Origin of the sequence: Streptomyces sp., from assembly GCF_035645055.1 — a bacterium.
Lineage (GTDB): Bacteria > Actinomycetota > Actinomycetes > Streptomycetales > Streptomycetaceae > Streptomyces.
In genome coordinates this window covers 29,151-45,427 of the sequence record NZ_DASQNH010000030.1, presented here as the reverse complement: position 1 = coordinate 45,427, position 16,277 = coordinate 29,151, and the positions used below count along the sequence as shown (strand labels likewise).

General features: G+C 71.4%; 11 protein-coding genes. 7 read left to right on the top strand and 4 right to left on the bottom strand.

All coding sequences use genetic code 11. From position 1 onward, the window contains the following. The first annotated feature begins 93 nt into the window (after positions 1-93). The 4 genes from VE614_RS09545 to VE614_RS09530 all read left to right on the top strand — a co-directional run bounded on the left by VE614_RS09545 (position 94) and on the right by VE614_RS09530 (position 6,120). Positions 94-1,716 carry an ABC-F family ATP-binding cassette domain-containing protein gene (locus tag VE614_RS09545; RefSeq protein ID WP_324934688.1) on the top strand — a complete coding sequence of 541 codons (1,623 nt, stop codon included), beginning with the start codon at positions 94-96 and terminating at the stop codon, positions 1,714-1,716. Between the two features lie 10 nt (positions 1,717-1,726). Next, a complete protein-coding gene (locus VE614_RS09540) occupies positions 1,727-3,985 on the top strand; it encodes an excinuclease ABC subunit UvrA (protein WP_324934686.1) in 2,259 nt (752 codons plus the stop codon). 159 nt (positions 3,986-4,144) lie between these two features. Then, on the top strand, positions 4,145-4,921 hold the full coding sequence (gene ddaH / locus VE614_RS09535; RefSeq protein WP_324934684.1) for a dimethylargininase: 777 nt from the start codon (positions 4,145-4,147) through the stop codon (positions 4,919-4,921). 224 nt (positions 4,922-5,145) lie between these two features. Next, entirely contained in the window at positions 5,146-6,120 is a 975-nt protein-coding gene (locus VE614_RS09530; protein WP_324934682.1) for an acyl-ACP desaturase, read from the top strand. Between the two features lie 372 nt (positions 6,121-6,492). Here VE614_RS09530 and VE614_RS09525 read toward each other — a convergent pair whose 3' ends face one another. Together VE614_RS09525 and VE614_RS09520 are read right to left on the bottom strand one after the other, a co-directional pair. Next, entirely contained in the window at positions 6,493-7,833 is a 1,341-nt protein-coding gene (locus VE614_RS09525; RefSeq protein WP_324934680.1) for an SDR family NAD(P)-dependent oxidoreductase, read from the bottom strand. Between the two features lie 98 nt (positions 7,834-7,931). After that, on the bottom strand, positions 7,932-8,177 hold the full coding sequence (locus tag VE614_RS09520; RefSeq protein ID WP_324934678.1) for a WhiB family transcriptional regulator: 246 nt from the start codon (positions 8,175-8,177) through the stop codon (positions 7,932-7,934). 253 nt (positions 8,178-8,430) lie between these two features. On the opposite strand from VE614_RS09520, the gene VE614_RS09515 reads away from it, so the two are divergent. Beyond that, positions 8,431-9,222 (top strand): VOC family protein, encoded by a 792-nt coding sequence (locus tag VE614_RS09515; RefSeq protein WP_324934676.1) that lies wholly within the window; start codon positions 8,431-8,433, stop codon positions 9,220-9,222. Between the two features lie 28 nt (positions 9,223-9,250). On the opposite strand, the gene VE614_RS09510 is transcribed toward VE614_RS09515, so the two are convergent. After that, a complete protein-coding gene (locus VE614_RS09510) occupies positions 9,251-10,294 on the bottom strand; it encodes a LacI family DNA-binding transcriptional regulator (protein ID WP_324934674.1) in 1,044 nt (347 codons plus the stop codon). Between the two features lie 74 nt (positions 10,295-10,368). Beyond that, a complete protein-coding gene (locus VE614_RS09505; RefSeq protein WP_324934672.1) occupies positions 10,369-11,376 on the bottom strand; it encodes a multicopper oxidase domain-containing protein in 1,008 nt (335 codons plus the stop codon). Between the two features lie 170 nt (positions 11,377-11,546). On the opposite strand from VE614_RS09505, the gene VE614_RS09500 reads away from it, so the two are divergent. Together VE614_RS09500 and VE614_RS09495 are read left to right on the top strand one after the other, a co-directional pair. Continuing rightward, entirely contained in the window at positions 11,547-14,057 is a 2,511-nt protein-coding gene (locus VE614_RS09500) for a ThuA domain-containing protein (RefSeq protein ID WP_414719551.1), read from the top strand. Further along, the gene (locus tag VE614_RS09495) at positions 14,054-16,276 is read left to right on the top strand and encodes an OmpL47-type beta-barrel domain-containing protein (protein WP_324934670.1); all 2,223 of its coding nucleotides are present in this window, start codon (positions 14,054-14,056) and stop codon (positions 16,274-16,276) included. Before VE614_RS09500 ends, VE614_RS09495 begins: the two co-directional genes overlap by 4 nt. Position 16,277 lies beyond the last annotated feature (1 nt).

The window sequence follows — 16,277 nt, the reverse complement described above, 5'->3', positions numbered from 1 at the left end:
CCCCGTGCCTTCGCGGACCCCTCCCCCGGTCGCCGCCCTCCGGTGTCTCGAAACGCGTTGCTCCCGACCGCATCAAGCAACCGCGAGGCCCGCATGCATACTTCCCTCACCTGTACCTCCCTGTCCTTCGCCTGGGCCGACGGCACTGCCGTCTTCGACGGCCTGGACGCCTCCTTCGGCCCCGGCCGCACCGGGCTCGTCGGCGTCAACGGGTCCGGAAAATCGACCCTGTTGAAGCTCCTTGCCGGTGAACTGACCCCGACCGACGGCAGCGTGCGCGCCGCGGGGGAGGTCGGCTTCCTGCCGCAGAACGTCACCCTCGACACCGCCCTGCGGGTCGACGAGACGCTGGGCATCGCCGGCCGGCGGGCCGCCCTGCACGCCATCGAGGCCGGTGATGCGTCCGAACGGCACTTCGAGACGGTCGGCGACGACTGGGACGTCGAGGAGCGCGCCCTGGCGACCCTCGGCGAACTCGGCCTCGGCCACATCGACCTCGACCGCACCATCGGCGAGGTGTCCGGCGGCGAGTCGGTGCTGCTGCGCCTGGCCGCGCTGCTGCTCGCCCGCCCGGACGCCCTGCTGCTGGACGAACCGACCAACAACCTCGACCTGTACGCCCGTCGGCGGCTGTACGCGGCCGTCGAGTCCTGGCCGGGGGTGATGGTCGTGGTCAGCCACGACCGCGAACTCCTCGACCGGGTCGACCAGATCGCCGATCTGCGCTCCGGGGAGATCTCCTGGTACGGCGGCAACTTCTCGGCGTACGAGGAGGCCCTCGCCGTCGAGCAGGAGGCCGCCGAGCGCATGGTGCGGGTCGCCGAGGCGGATCTGCGCAAGCAGAAGCGGGAGCTGAGCGACGCCCACATGAAGCTGGCCCGCCGCAAGCGGTATGGCCAGAAGATGTGGGACACCAAGCGCGAACCCAAGATCGTCATGGGGGCGCGCAAGCGCGCGGCACAGGAGTCCGCGGGCAAGCACCGCATCATGCACGAGGAGAAGCTGGCCGAGGCCAGGGAACGGCTCGACGAGGCGGTGGAGGCCGTACGGGACGACGACGAGATCCGCGTCGACCTGCCGCACACCGCCGTGCCCGCGGGCCGGACCGTGCTCACCCTGCGGGACCTGGAACTGGCGTACGGCGCGCGTGTGGCGGGCGGTCTCGATCTGCACGGTCCGGAACGGATCGCGCTGATCGGGCGCAACGGGGCGGGCAAGACGACGCTGCTGCGCACCATCGCCGGGGAACTGGCGCCGGTGTCCGGGGAGGCGACGGCGCATGTGCCGCTGCGGTTCCTGCCGCAGCGGCTCGACGTCCTCGACGACGAGCTGACGGTCGCCGAGAACGTGGCCCGGTTCGCGCCGGACGCCACCAACAACCGGATCCGGGCGCGGCTGGCCCGATTCCTGTTCCGGGGCGCGCGGGCCGACCAGAAGGCGGCCACCCTGTCCGGCGGCGAACGCTTCCGGGCGGCGCTGGCCGCGCTGATGCTGGCGGAACCGGCCCCGCAGCTGCTGATGCTGGACGAGCCGACGAACAACCTGGACATGGCGAGCGTGCACCAGCTCACCACGGCCCTGGAGTCGTACGAGGGGGCGCTGATCGTGGCCAGCCACGACCTGCCGTTCCTGGAGTCCCTCGGCATCACCCGCTGGCTGCGACTGGACGGGGAACTCTCGGAAATCACGCCAGAAGCTGTCGGGTATCCCTCCTAGCGTCGAGGGCATGCGCGATTTCATCACCATCGTCGGAGCCCGGGAGAACAACCTCAAGGACGTCACCCTCCGTATCCCGAAAGGCCGGCTGACCGTGTTCACCGGAGTTTCGGGATCGGGGAAGTCGTCGGTCGTGTTCGACACGATCGCGGTCGAGTCGCAGCGCCAGCTGAACGAGACCTTCACCTGGTTCGTGCGCAACCGGCTGCCCAAGTACGAGCAGCCGCGGGCGGACGCCCTGGAGGATCTGTCGCCCGCGATCGTCGTCGACCAGAAGCCGATCGGGGGCCATTCGCGGTCCACGGTCGGCACCATGACCGATGTCTACTCGGTGCTGCGGGTGCTGTTCTCCCGGCACGGCACCCCGAGCGCCGGTGAGGCCACGGCGTACTCGTTCAACGACCCGGCGGGCATGTGCCCCCGCTGCGACGGCCTGGGCCGGACCGTGCAGCCCGCCTGGGACCGCATCCTCGCCCCCGAGAAGTCCCTGGCGGGCGGGGCGATCCTGTTCCCGCCGTTCGCCGTGGGCACCTGGCAGGGGCAGACGTACACCAACACCACCGACCTGGACGTGCACAAGCCGGTCGGCGAGTTCACGGCAGCCGAGCGGGAGTTCCTGCTGCGCGGGCGCGGCACGAAGGTCACCATCGACGGCAGCGGCGGCTCCTGGGCCCATGACTACGAGGGCCTGGCCGACCGGTTCGAGCGGCTGTACCTGAAGCGGGACCTGTCCGCGCTCAGCCAGAAGACCCGCGATCTCGTCGCGCGGTTCCTGGTCGAGGACACCTGCCCGGTGTGCGCGGGGGCCCGGCTGAACGCCGCCGCGCTCGCCACCCGGATCAACGGGCGCTCCATCGCCGACTTCACCCGCATGCAGGTGAGCGATCTGATCGGGGTGCTGAAGGAGATCGACGATCCGGTGGCCCGCCCCATCGCGCGGGCCGCCGTCGCCGCCCTGGAGCGCATCGAGGCGATCGGCCTCGGCTACCTCAGCCTCGACCGGGAGACCGCCACCCTCTCCGGCGGCGAGGGGCAGCGGCTGAAGACCGTGCGTCATCTGGGCTCCAGCCTGACCGGGATGACGTACATCTTCGACGAGCCCAGCGTCGGACTGCACCCGCGCGATGTCGGCCGGCTCGGCGATCTGCTGCTGCGCCTGCGCGACAAGGGCAACACCGTGCTGGTCGTCGAGCACGACCCGGACGTCATCGCGCTCGCCGACCACGTGGTGGACATGGGGCCCCGCGCGGGCGCCGACGGCGGCCGGGTGGTCTTCGAGGGGACACCGCGCGAGCTGGCCGCGTCGGACACGCTGACCGGGCGGTGCCTGGGACGGCGTACGACGGTGAAGACGCGCGTCCGCGCGGCCACCGGCGACCTGTGGGTCAAGGGCGCCGGCCGGCACAACCTCCGGGACGTCACCGTGCGGTTCCCGACCGGGGTGCTGACGGCGGTGACCGGGGTCGCCGGGTCCGGGAAGAGCACGCTGGTCGCCGAGCTGACCGAGGCACACCCAGAGGCCGTGGTCGTCGACCAGTCGTCCATCGGCATTTCCGCGCGGTCCACGCCCGCGACCTACCTGGGGGTGATGGACACCGTACGACGGCTCTTCGCACGGGAGACGGGCGCCGACCCGGGTCTGTTCAGCTTCAACTCGGCGGGCGCCTGCGGCACCTGCGAAGGCCGCGGGGTGATCTACACCGACCTCGCCTTCATGGACCCGGTGACGACCACGTGCCACGCCTGCGAGGGGCGGCGGTTCCGGGAGGAGGTGCTGGGGCTGACCCTCGGCGGCCACTCCGTCGCGGACGTGCTGGAGATGACCGCCGAGCAGGCCCTGGACTTTTTCGAGGACTCCGGCGTACGGCGGCGGCTGCGCGCCCTGCGCGACGTCGGCCTCACCTATCTGACCCTCGGGCAGCCCCTGTCCACGCTCTCCGGCGGCGAACGGCAGCGGATCAAGCTGGCGACCCGGCTGCACCGCACGGGCGCGGTCTATGTCCTCGACGAGCCGACGACCGGGCTGCACATGTCGGACGTCGACGGGCTGCTGGCGCTGCTGGACCGGCTGGTCGACACGGGCAACACGGTCGTGGTCGTCGAGCACAACCTCGATGTGGTGGCCCACGCCGACTGGGTCGTCGATCTCGGTCCGGACGGCGGCCGGGACGGCGGGCGCGTGGTGTTCGCGGGGACGCCACGCGAGCTGCTGACCGCGGAGGGGTCGTTCACCGGCGAGCATCTGCGGCGGGTGGCCGGGGTGCGGTGAGGCGGCGGGCGGGTGACGAGGGCGCGGTGAGGCGGCGGGCGGCACCCCGTCCGCACCCGGCCGGGCTGTCCTCTCCGACAATGGGCCAGCATGATGTGCGCCGACACCCCGACGGGTTTCGGCCACGACCAGAAACACCCATCCGATACGGAGACCCTCGTGCCCAGCAAGAAGGCCCTCATCCGCCGTCCCAGCCCCCGCCTGGCCGAAGGCCTCGTCACGCACGTCGCACGCACGGAGGTCGACCTCGACCGCGCGGTGAAGCAGTGGGAGGCGTACGCGGAAGCCCTGCGCACCCACGGCTGGGAGACCGTCGAGGTCGACCCGGCCGACGACTGCCCCGACTCGGTGTTCGTCGAGGACACCGTGGTCATGTACAAGAACGTCGCTCTGATCACCCGGCCCGGCGCCCAGTCCCGCCGCTCCGAGACCATCGCGGTCGAGGAGACCGTGGCGAGCCTGGGCTGCTCGGTGAACTGGATCTGGGACCCGGGCACCCTGGACGGCGGCGACGTCCTCAAGATCGGCGACACGATCTACGTGGGCCGCGGCGGCCGTACCAACGCGGCCGGCGTGCAGCAGTTGCGGGCCGCCTTCGAACCGCTGGGCGCGCGGGTGGTGTCCGTTCCGGTGAGCAAGGTGCTGCACCTGAAGTCGGCGGTGACGGCGCTGCCGGACGGGACGGTGATCGGGCGCATCCCGCTGATGGACACGCCGTCGCTGTTCGGGCGTTTCCTCCATGTACCGGAGGACTCCGGGTCGCACGTGGTGCTGCTCGGCGGCCACAAACTGCTGATGGCGGCCAGCGCCCCGAAGACCGCCGAGCTGTTCGCGGACCTCGGCTACGAGCCGGTCGTCGTCGACATCGGCGAGTTCGAGAAGCTGGAGGGTTGTGTGACATGTCTCTCGGTGCGGCTGCGGGAGCTGTACGCCTGACCGGGTGACCTGCCCACCGCTCCAGCCCCGGGACCTGCGGGTCCCGGGGCTTCTCTGGCTGCGGGAAGAGGACCCGGGGGAAGGGCGCCTGATCAGCACCCTTACGGCGTTCTTAACCTACGACTTCGTAACCTACGGATTCGTAGCCTACGATCCCGTAGGTTCCGGCGCCGCCCGCCGGGGCACCCGCACCTGTAGTCGAAGCCCGTCCCCCTGGAGTATCCGTGACGATCACCTCTCCCCATCTCGGCAGCCCTTCCGTCTGGACCGACGCCCGGCTGCTGTACGCCCTGGAGGAAGTGGTCGAGCAGGAACTGAACCGGCATCTCAAGGTCGCCAAGGACTGGATGCCGCACGAGTACGTGCCGTGGACCGACGGCCGCAACTTCCCCGGCCTCTTCGAAGACGGCGAGGCCTGGGACAAGGAGCAGTCCAAGGTCACCGAGATCGGCCGGATCGCGCTCGTCGTGAACCTGCTCACCGAGGACAACCTGCCCAGCTACCACCACGAGATCGCCAGCCTGTTCGGCCGCGACGGGGCCTGGGGCACCTGGGTGCACCGCTGGACCGCCGAGGAGGGCCGGCACGGCATCGTCATGCGCGACTACCTGCTCACCTCGCGCGCGGTGGACCCGGACAAGCTGGAGCAGTTCCGCATGGCCCACATGAGCGAGGGCTTCGAGTCCGACAACCGGCACTCGATGCTGCACTCGATCGCCTACGTCGCCTTCCAGGAACTCGCCACCCGCATCTCGCACCGCAACACGGGCCACCAGTCCGGCGACCCGGTCTGCGACCGCATGCTGGCGCGCATCGCCACCGACGAGAACCTGCACATGGTGTTCTACCGGAACCTGCTCAAGGCCGCCTTCGAGCTGGCGCCCGACCTCACCATGCAGGCGGTCCGCGACGTCGTGGTGAACTTCCGCATGCCCGGCCACGGCATCCCCGGCTTCGAGCGGGCCGCCGCGCAGATGGCCATCGGCGAGGTCTACAACCTGCGCATCCACCACGACGACGTGCTCCAGCCCGTGCTGCGCTTCCTGAAGGTCCTGGAGATCGACGGGCTCGGCCCCGAGGGCCTGCGGGCGCAGGAGGAGCTGGGCCTGTACATGGACGGCCTGGACGCCGAGGCCTCGAAGTTCGACGAGAAGCTGGCGGCCCGCAAGGCCCGGATGGCCGCCCGCGCGGCCCTGTAGTCCCGAGCGGGCGGCCATGATCAGGGCCGCCCGATCGGCTTCGTCCTGAAGCTGATCGAGGAGCGGGACGCCGGGCGGGTGCGGCAGCGGCCCGGACCGGCACGGCCGTGCCGTCCTCCGTGTCGCTGCGACTCCTTCAGCGTGCCGTCCTCCGTGCTGCTGCGACACCTTCAGTGTGCCGTCCGGGCCTGGGCGCACGGACCCGGTGCCGCTGGCCGCCACGCTGAACCGGCACCCTGGACAACCTGCTCGCCGCCCGGTTCGCCGGGCCGGAGTCCAGGGCGATGGCGGGGACGAGTACAACGGTGTTCATGGTGACGCGGCGCTGACCGCCCCGCGCGGCCAGGCGGCGCGCCCGCCGCGCCGCGCGGGTCACCACTCGGCCTCCCGGTAGTCCTTCAGGAACACCCCGGACACCGGGTCCCCGGCCTCGCCGCGCACGATCGGGTCGTAGACGCGGGCCGCCCCGTCCACCACGTCCAGCGGGGTGCGGAACCCCGAGCCCGCCATCCGGGCCTTCTTCGGGGCCGGGTTCTCGTCGGTGATCCAGCCGGTGTCGACGGCACACATGTGCACGCCGAGCTCGGCGAGTTCGGCGGCACCGGTGCGGGTGAGCATGTTCAGCGCGGCCTTCGCCATGTTGGTGTGCGGATGGCCCGCCGTCTTGTTCCGCACCGCGAACCGGCCCTCGACGGCGGTCACGTTGACGACATAGCGACGCGGATGCGGAGAGGCGAGCAGCAGGGGCAGCAGCCGGTCGCACAGCAGTGCCGGGGCCAGCGCGTTGACGAGCTGGGTCTCCAGGACCTCGGCCGGGTCCAGCGCGCCGAGCCGGGCCGACCAGGAGTTCTCCGGGGACGGGTCGGGCAGCAGGCCGGCCTCGTCGGCCTCGCGCAGCACCGTGGGCAGCGCGGCGGCCCCGCCCTCGATCATCCGCGTCGGCCGGAACCCCGGCGCCTGCCGGGCGCCCTGGGGCAGCGCGTCCCGCTCCCCGGCCGCGAGCAGCGCGTACGACTCCGGCGGCCGCCGTACGGTCTGGGCGGCGTTGTTGACGAGGATGTCCAGCGGCCGGCCCTCCTGCCGCAGCTCCTCGCACAGACCCAGCACCTGGCGCGGGTCGCGCAGGTCGACGGCGAGGACGGTGAGCCGGTCCAGCCAGCCCTCGCTGCCCGGCGCGGCACGGAAGCGGCGCACGGTGTCGTGCGGGAAGCGAGAGGTGACGAGGAGTTCCGCGCCGTCCCGCAGCATCATCAGCGCCAGTTGGAAGCCGATCTTCACCCGGCCGCCGGTGACCAGGGCCCGGCGGCCGGCCAACTCGGTGCTCAGGGCGCGGCGGGCGGTGTTGTCGGCGGCGCAGCGCGGGCACAGCCGGTGGTAGAAAGAGTCGACCTGACGATAGGGCGACTTGCAGACGTAGCAGCCGCGCGGTTTGTGGAAGACGCCGCCGCTGCCGGGGGCGGCCAGGGGTGCGTCCTCGCGCCGGTCGAGGGCGCCGGTCGCGGTCGCGGCCATCACCGAGGCGTCGGCGGCCGAGATCTCGGTGCCGCGTGCCTTGCGGCGGCGCAGCCGGCCGTCCCGGGCGAAGGAGGCGGCGACCTGCTCGGTGCGCAGCCGGACCGGGTCGTCGACGGGCAGGGCCCGCAGCTTGCCCACCACCCGGTGGAAGACCGCCAGCTCCTCGTCCGTGACCGCGTCCGTGATCGCGTCCGTCATGCACCCACCCCCGGTGTTCACGCCCGAGGATCCTAACCGGATGATCACACCGGGCGGATCGCGCGGGACGATCACACCGCCAGCGCGAGGTGCGGCGCTCAGTGCGAGGTGCGGCGCAGCTGGAGGCGTTCCTTTTCGGACAGGCCGCCCCAGACGCCGAAGCGCTCGTCGTGGGTGAGGGCGTACTCGAGGCAGGCGGTCCGCATCTCGCACATGCCGCAGATACGCTTCGCCTCACGCACCGAACTGCCGGGCTCGGGAAAGAAGAAGTCCGCCCCGGTCTGCGCGCACAGGGCCTGCGACTGCCAGACGGAGGTGGCCGGGGTGATTGTTTCGAGCTGCATGTCCGAGAGCCTGCCGGACGGCGAAAAACGTTCGATCAACGCCGGATCAACGCGGCGCCCCCGGGCCCCCGGCCGCCCCGATGATGCCCCGCGCGGGGTGCCCGGCGCACGGCGGCGCGCGGAAACACCGGAAACGGCAAGGCCATGGCCGTCACTGCGAGTGACCAACGGTGGGGGGTTCCGGCGGCGGTTGTCAGTGGGCGGTGCGAGACTCGGCAGAGCAGGCAAAGAGCCCCTTCCGAGGAGGGCGAAGATGCTCACCACCCGTTTCGTCGACGGCGCTCCGAACTGGGTCGATGTCGGCACCCCCGACATCAGGGGCGCCATCTCCTTCTACGGCGGTCTCTTCGGCTGGCGCTTCCAGTCGGTGGGGCCCGAGGCCGGGGGGTACGGCTTCTTCCAGCTGGACGGCCGGACGGTGGCCGGCGGGATGCGGACCACCCCGGAGCAGGGCCCGCCCTCCTGGACGGTCTACTTCCAGAGCCCGGACGCGCAGGCCACGGCCGAGGCGGCCGAACAGGCGCACGGTGGTGTGCTGCTGCGCCCCATGGACGTGCTGGGCCAGGGCCGCATGGCGATCCTCACCGACAAGGCGGGCGTGCCGTTCGGCATCTGGCAGCCGGGGCAGACCGCGGGCATCGACGTGGCGGGCGACCCCGGCTCGCTGTGCTGGGTGGAGCTGTACACAGCGGACCTGCCGGCCGCCGCCGCGTTCTACCGCGCGGTGCTGGGCCTGGAGACCTTCGGCGTCCCCTTCCCCGGCGGGGTCTACACCACGGTCAACCCCGCGGGCGGCGGCGAGGACTCCATGTTCGGCGGCATGGTGCCGCTGGCCGACGACCCGACGGAGGCGGACGCCGCCCCCTACTGGCTGCCGTACTTCGAGGTCGAGGACACCGACGCCGCCGTCGCCGACGCCGAGCGGCTGGGCGGCACGGTCCGCATGCCCGCCACCGACGTGCCCGACGTCGGCCGCATCGCCAAGCTGGCGGACCCGTACGGCGCCCGCTTCGCGGTGATCAGGAGCGCGCCGCCGCAGGAGTGAGCGGGACGCGGTGCGGTGCGGACACCCCCTAGGCGGAGGCCCGCCGGATCAGCGTCGTCGGCAGCACGACACCGGTCGAGGCGTCCGCTCCGGCACCGTCGTCGTCCGGGGCGCTCGGGCCGAGGCGGCGCAGCAGGAGGCGGGCCATCAACCGGCCCATCCCCTCTATGTCCTGACGGACCGTCGTCAGGGGCGGGTCGGTCTGTTCCGCCAGGGGCAGCATGTCGTCGAAGCCGATCACGGCGACGTCCTCGGGCACGCGCCGGCCACGCTCCCGCAGGACCCGCAGCGCACCCGCGGCGGTCAGGTCGTTCGCGGCGAACACGGCGTCCAGGCCGGGGACTCGGTCCAGGAGTCCGCGCATGGCCCGCTCCCCGCCGGCCGGCGTGAAGTCGCTCTCCACGACCAGCCGGGGATCCGCGTCGCCCACCACATCCCGGTAGCCGTCGAGCCGGTCCGCCGCCGAGGTCTGGTCGAGCGGGCCGGTGATGTGCGCGATCCGGGTCCGGCCGAGGTCCGCGAGGTGACGTACGGCCGCCCGGGCGCCGCCGCGGTTGTCGCTGTCGACGTACGGGGCCTGCCGCGCCCCGTCGCTCCAGCCGGGCCGCCCGCCGAACACCGTCGGCACCCCGGCGCGCTGGATGAGGCCGGGCAGCGGATCGTCGAGGTGCAGGGAGAACACCAGCGCGCCGTCGACATGCCCACCGGCCAGATAGCGGCCCACGCGCGCGTGGTCGTCGCGGCCCTCCGTCAGCAGCAGCACCAGCTGGTTGTCGTGGGCGGTCAGCTCCTTGCTGATGCCCCGCAGCTGCCGTGCGAAGAAGGGGTCGGCGAAGACCCGGGTCTCCGGTTCGGCGATGACCACGGCGACCGCGTCGTGCCGTTTGGTCACCAGGCTGCGCGCCGCCTGGTTGGGGACGTAGCCGAGTTCCTCCACCGCCCGCCGGACCCGCTCCACGAGGGGTTCGCGGACCCCCTCCCCGCCGTTGACCACCCGCGAGACGGTGGCCCGGGACACACCCGCCCGCGCGGCCACGGCCTCCAGCGTGGGACGCGACGCTGCCTCGGTCACTTCGGGACTCCTCCTCGGCGGTTGCCGAGAAGGATAACCACGGGTGCCGAAGCCGGATCGAACCCCGGCGCCCGTCAGTGGGCGTGCTCGTCCGCGGCCGGTGGCTCGGACTCGGCCACCGGACCCGAGGCGTGGGGCTCGTGCGGCTCGTGGCCCGGGATCGTGCCGTCCGGTTTCTTCACCAGGAACAGCCCCACCATCCCCATGTCGGAGTGGCTCTGCACATGGCAGTGGTACATCCACGCCCCGGCCCCCACGCCCTCCCCCGCGATCACCTGGAACCCGAAGGAGTCCGCCGGGCCGACGATCTTGTTGTCGATGACCTGGCTGGGGTCGTCGGGGCCGGTCAGCATGCCGGTGCGGTTGTCGGCCCAGCGATGTCCGTGCAGGTGGAAGGTGTGGTAGTACTCACCGTGCGTGATCATCACGAACTCGACGCGGTCGCCCACCGTGGCCTCGAAGTCGGGGCCGGTGTGCGGGGGCCGGTTGTTGATGGTCATGTCGTTGAAGACGATGGTGTGGGTCCGGTCGGGCAGGATGTCGCCCTTGCGGCGGACGATGACCGGCCCGTACAGGCCCTTGCGGATGCCGCCGGTGCCGTGTTCGGTGCCCACCACATGGTCGTGGTAGTGCCAGTAGCCCGCGCTGCCCGCCCGCCAGGTGCCGTCCTTGCGGCGGCCGGGGGCGTGGGTCCGCCAGGTGTAGGTGCGGGTGCCGCCGGGTTGGACGTCGCTGCCGTTCTGCTTGGTGCCGTCGCTGGAGATCTCGTAGTCCAGGCCGTGGACGTGCAGACTCACCGGCACGTCCATGGTGTTCTCGAAGTCGATGTGCAGGGTGTCGCCCTCGTTCAGCTCGATCAGCGGCCCCGGGATCGTCGCCCTGCCCTTCTCCAGGCCGTAGCCCATCCGCCCGTCGGCGAGTTTCTCGGCGTAGAGCCGGAGGCGTTTCACCTCGCCGCCGGCCGGGGCCGTCCTCACCGCCTCGCCGGCGCCGGTGGCCTCGGGCGCCGACGCCAGGGACAACGATGCCGCGGCGGCCGCGCCCCCCAGGAGGACGCGCCGGTTGAACCCACGTCTGTCCATGCCGAACTCCCCACTCCGGTACGGAATTCGAGACGGTAGCCGGGCTCCTCGCGTTTATCCACACCCAGGACAAAGTTCGTTCGATCCCGGTCGTATCCCTTGGCGAACCATGCAAAGAGGTCTAGCTTCCATGGCGCTGTTGCTGCGACCGACGAGGGGTGGGTGACCACATGCGGTCCACATCGCATCAACGACCTGGAGGACGACGGCGGCTGGGGACCGGAAGACGGGCCGCGACGGCCGCCCTGACCGCCGGCCTGCTCACCGCCGGCCTGCTCACCGGCTCCGTCGCGAACGCGCGCCCGGAGCCGGGGCCGCCGCTGACAACGATGTCCGTCAAGTCGCCGCCGGGCGGCGCGAACGTACGAGTGCTGATCTTCCACGGTTCGGCGGCGGCCGGGGGCGAGTCCCCGCTCGTGAACGCCGGGATCGAGGCGATCGAGCGGATCGGGCTGTCCGGCCCGGTGAACCAGCGCTTCAAGGTCGAGGCCACGGACGATGCCTCGGTCTTCACCGACGGGACCAGGCTCGGGCGGTTCAACGCCATCGTGTTCCTCACCGGGGGCGGCGACGTCCTCGACCCGGAGCAGGAGGCGGGCCTGGAAGCGTACATGGAGGCGGGCGGCGGTTTCGTGGGGCTGCACGACGCGGCCCGCGCGGAGCCGTACTCGGACTGGTTCACCGGGCTGATCGGTGCTCGGCCGGCCGCCTCCGGTGCCACCGCCGTGCAGCGGGCGACGGTGGAGGTCGGCGACCGTACACACCCGGCCACCAAGGAGCTGCCGGTGCAGTGGAAGCGGCCCGACCGGTGGCTGAACTGGGTGAAGAACCCCTCCGGCACGGTGCACACGGTCGCCCGTGTACGGGAGTCCACCTACCAGCCCGGCGCGAGCGCCAACGGCTGGGACCACCCCGTCAGCTGGTGCCGTGACTACGACGGCGGTCGCTCCTTCTACACCGGCATGGGCGGCACGGTCTCGTCGTACGACGAGACCGACTTCCGCGCCCACCTGCGCGGCGCCCTGCTGTGGACCACACGGCTGGTGCGCGCCGACTGCACGGCGACCATCCACGGCAACTACCGGGCCGAGCGGCTGACCAAGCCCAACCAGCCCGGCCTGAACGACCAGATCGGTGAACCGCACGGCCTGGTCACCGCCTCCGACGGGCGGGTCTTCTACATCGGCCGCGGTGGCGCCGACTCCTCCCGGCCGGTGATCACCGACTGGAACAACCCGGACATCGGCAAGGGCACGGGCGAGATCCACGTCTACGACCCGAAGACCAAGCAGGTCACCCTGGCGGGCGCGCTGACCGTCTTCGGCAACAAGGGCGGCGGCGACGAGCTGGTCAAGGTCGAGGAGGGCCTGCTCGGCATCGAACTCGACCCGCGGTTCGAGGAGAACGGGTGGGTGTACCTGCACTACACCCCGCACTCCGGGATCGACCGCGAGACCCGGATGGCCGAGCGGCGCGTCTCCCGCTTCACCCTCGACCAGACCACGAACAAGCTGGACCTGAGCAGTGAGAAGGTGCTGCTCGAGTGGCCGGTGCAGATCCACAGTTGCTGCCACGCGGGCGGCGGGATGGCCTGGGACTCCCAGGGCAACCTGTACATCGCGACCGGCGACAACAACTCCAGCCGCTTCAGCGACGGTTACTCGGGCAACAACCCCGAGCCCGACTACAAGGGCGTGTCCTTCGCCGACGCGCGCCGCACCGCCGGCAACACCAACAACCTCAACGGCAAGATCCTGCGCATCCACCCGGAGCCCGACGGGACGTACACCCTCCCCGAGGGGAACCTCTTCACGGGCGAGGAGACCGACGAGGGCGGCGGCAAGACGCGCGGCGAGATCTATGTGATGGGCGTCAGGAACCCGGCGCGCATCTTCGTCGACAAGACCACCGACATCCTCTACGCGGGCTGGGTCGGCCCGGACGCCCCGGCGCCGTCCCCGGTGTGGGGGCCGGCGAAGTACGACACGTTCGCCGTCATCACCGAGGCGGGCAACCGGGGCTGGCCGTACTGCATGGGCAACAAGCAGCCGTACCGGGACCGCAACCTGCCGGACCCGTCGAAGCCACTCGGCTGGTACGACTGCGACCACCCGAAGAACGAGTCCCCGAACAACGACGGCCTGGTCAACCTCCCGCCGGTCACGGGCAACAACATCTGGTACTCCCCGCAGGGCGGCGGCCCCGACTTCCCGCGCGGCGCCGACGGGGTCCCGTCGTACGAGCAGGAGGACGCCACGTACCGGCTGCCGTGGCTCAAGGGCGGCGGGCAGGCCGCGATGAACGGGCCGGTCTACCGGCACGCCGGCGTCACGCCCGGCAGCGACGTCGCCTGGCCCGCCTACTGGGACGGCAAGTGGTTCGTCGGTGACTTCTACGACGCCGACCAGCCGCGCAACGCCGTGCTGATGGACCCGAGGACACAGGGTGACGGCGGTCCGCCGGTGCACTCGGAGTCGCTGAAGAAGATCGTTCCGGTCGGCAACGACGGCATCAAGAACCTGATGGACTGGAAGTTCGGTCCGGACGGCGCGCTGTACGTGCTCGACTACGGCCGCGGCTTCTTCACGTCGGACACCAAATCGGCCCTGTGGCGCGTGACCTACACCGGCGGCGGTCCGACGCCGGCCGCCGGCCAGCTGGCGAGGGGGGCACAGTCGTGAGAACCGTACGACGTCAGCGAAGAGTGGTGGCCGCCCTGCTGGCGGGCCTGCTCCTGCTGCTCGGGGTGCAGACGGCCCCGGCGGCGGTCGGGCGGAGCGAACCGCCCGCCGCGCCCGAAGCCGCCCAGGTGCTCACCTGGACGGCCGGGGACGACATCACCAAGTACACCGCGGCGCCCGCGACCGCGGTGGCGGGCCCGGCGACGATCGTCTTCGAGAACAGCACGGCCACCGGCAACACCACCGGGATGCCGCACACCCTGACCTTCGCGACCAGCGACCCGGAGTTCAACAGCGACGTCCCGCTGAACATCCTGGCGAGCCCGAACGACGACATGGACGGCCGGCACACCGCCGAGGTCACCCTGACCCCGGGCCGCTACTTCTACCACTGCACGATCCCCGGCCACGGGTCCATGCAGGGCATCCTCGTGGTGACCGAGGGCAGCGGCGAGGACACGACGCCGCCGGAGGCCACGGCGGAGGTCACCGGCACGCGGAACGGGCAGGGACAGTACGTGGGGTCGGCGAGCGTCGGTATCCGGGCGACGGACGACGACGGCGGGTCGGGCGTCGACCGTATCCAGTATGCGGTCGGCACGACGGGTGACGACTGGCTTCCGTACACCACCCCTGTCGTCATCGACCAGGTCGGCACCCACACCCTCCGCTACCGCGCCTACGACAAGGCCGGCAACGTCTCCGCCGAGAAGAGCGTCGAGTTCACCGTCGTCGCCCCGCCGACGGACGACACCACCCCGCCCGAGACCTCGGCCACGGTCAGCGGCGACCGCAACCCCGACGGCACCTACATCGACATGGCCACGGTCACCGTGACGGCCTCGGACACCGGGTCCGGGGTGAACACCATCGAGTACGCGATCGGCGCGTCCGGCGCCTGGCAGCCGTACACCGCCCCCGTGATGGTGCATCAGGCCGGCTCCCACACCGTCCGCTACCGCGCCACCGACAAGGCCGGCAACGTGGCGGCGGAGAAGAGCGTCGCGTTCACGGTGGTCGCCGCGCCCCCGCAGGACACCACGCCGCCGGTGACCGGCGTGACCGTGGACGGGACGCGGAACTCCGACGGGGCGTACGTCAACCGGGCCACGGTGACGGTGACCGCGACCGACCCGGGCGGGTCGGGGGTCGACCGTATCGAGTACTCACTCGACGGTGGACCGTACATCGCCCACACCACACCGCTGATCGTCGACCGCGCCGGTGCACACACCGTCGCCTACCGGGCCACCGACAAGGCCGGCAACACCTCGCCGGCCCGCACGGTCGGCTTCACGGTCGTCTCCGGCCAGGTCCCGGCCCCGAACTGCCCGGAGTACGACGAACGCCTCACGGTCATCGTCGGGACCGTCGACTCGGGCGTCCCCAACCGGGTCGCCGACAACCGGTGCCGGATCAACGAGCTGATCGAGGACGAGAAGCAGTGGTCCTCGCACGCGCTGTTCCTCAAGCATGTGAAGACGGTCCTCGACACGCTGCTGCGCGAAGGGCTCGTCGACCAGCGCGAGTACAACGCGATCCAGCGGGCGGCGCGCCAGTCCGGCATCGGCAAGCCCGGCCAGACCGACGGCTACCGCAAGATCTTCGACGGCAGCGCGGAGTCGTTCGCCGCCTGGCAGCACGTCGGCGGCGGCTCCTTCGCCCTCAACCCCGACGGGTCGATGACCAGCGGCACCACCAAGGCGGGCCTGGGCATGCTGTGGTTCCCGCAGCGCAAGTACGGCGACTTCTCCCTGCGCCTGCAGTGGCGTGACGACGCGCCGGGCACCGGCAACGCCAACTCCGGTGTCTTCGTGCGCTTCCCCTGGGTCCACGACCACCCCGAGGAGCCGCGCCCGGAGTGGGTGGCCATCAAGTACGGCCACGAGGTGCAGGTGCTCGACCGGCCGGACGGCGACATGTACAAGACGGGCTCGGTCTACGGCTTCGACCGGGTCGGGCTCGCCGGTGCCGGTGTCACCCAGAAGGGCACCTGGAACGACTACGAGATCCGCGTGGTGGACCAGCACTACTCGGTCTACCGCAACGGTGTGCTGATCAACGAGTTCGACAACATCGGCGGCCAGGAGTTCACCCCGCCCCGCGCGGACGACCCGGGCAGCGACGGGCGACGGTTCGCGTCGGGCTACCTCGGGATCCAGGTCCACGGCACGACCGATGTGATCTCGTACCGGGACATCAGGGTCAGGGAGCTGTAGG

Excerpts from the sequence above, each read along its gene's own strand:
- VE614_RS09545 (WP_324934688.1), top strand. The coding sequence starts at position 94 with ATGCATACTTCCCTCACCTGTACCTCCCTGTCCTTCGCCTGGGCCGAC.
- VE614_RS09540 (WP_324934686.1), top strand. The coding sequence starts at position 1,727 with ATGCGCGATTTCATCACCATCGTCGGAGCCCGGGAGAACAACCTCAAG.
- VE614_RS09525 (WP_324934680.1), bottom strand. The coding sequence starts at position 7,833 with ATGACGGACGCGATCACGGACGCGGTCACGGACGAGGAGCTGGCGGTC.
- VE614_RS09520 (WP_324934678.1), bottom strand. The coding sequence starts at position 8,177 with ATGCAGCTCGAAACAATCACCCCGGCCACCTCCGTCTGGCAGTCGCAG.
- VE614_RS09515 (WP_324934676.1), top strand. The coding sequence starts at position 8,431 with ATGCTCACCACCCGTTTCGTCGACGGCGCTCCGAACTGGGTCGATGTC.
- VE614_RS09505 (WP_324934672.1), bottom strand. The coding sequence starts at position 11,376 with ATGGACAGACGTGGGTTCAACCGGCGCGTCCTCCTGGGGGGCGCGGCC.
- VE614_RS09500 (WP_414719551.1), top strand. The coding sequence starts at position 11,547 with ATGCGGTCCACATCGCATCAACGACCTGGAGGACGACGGCGGCTGGGG.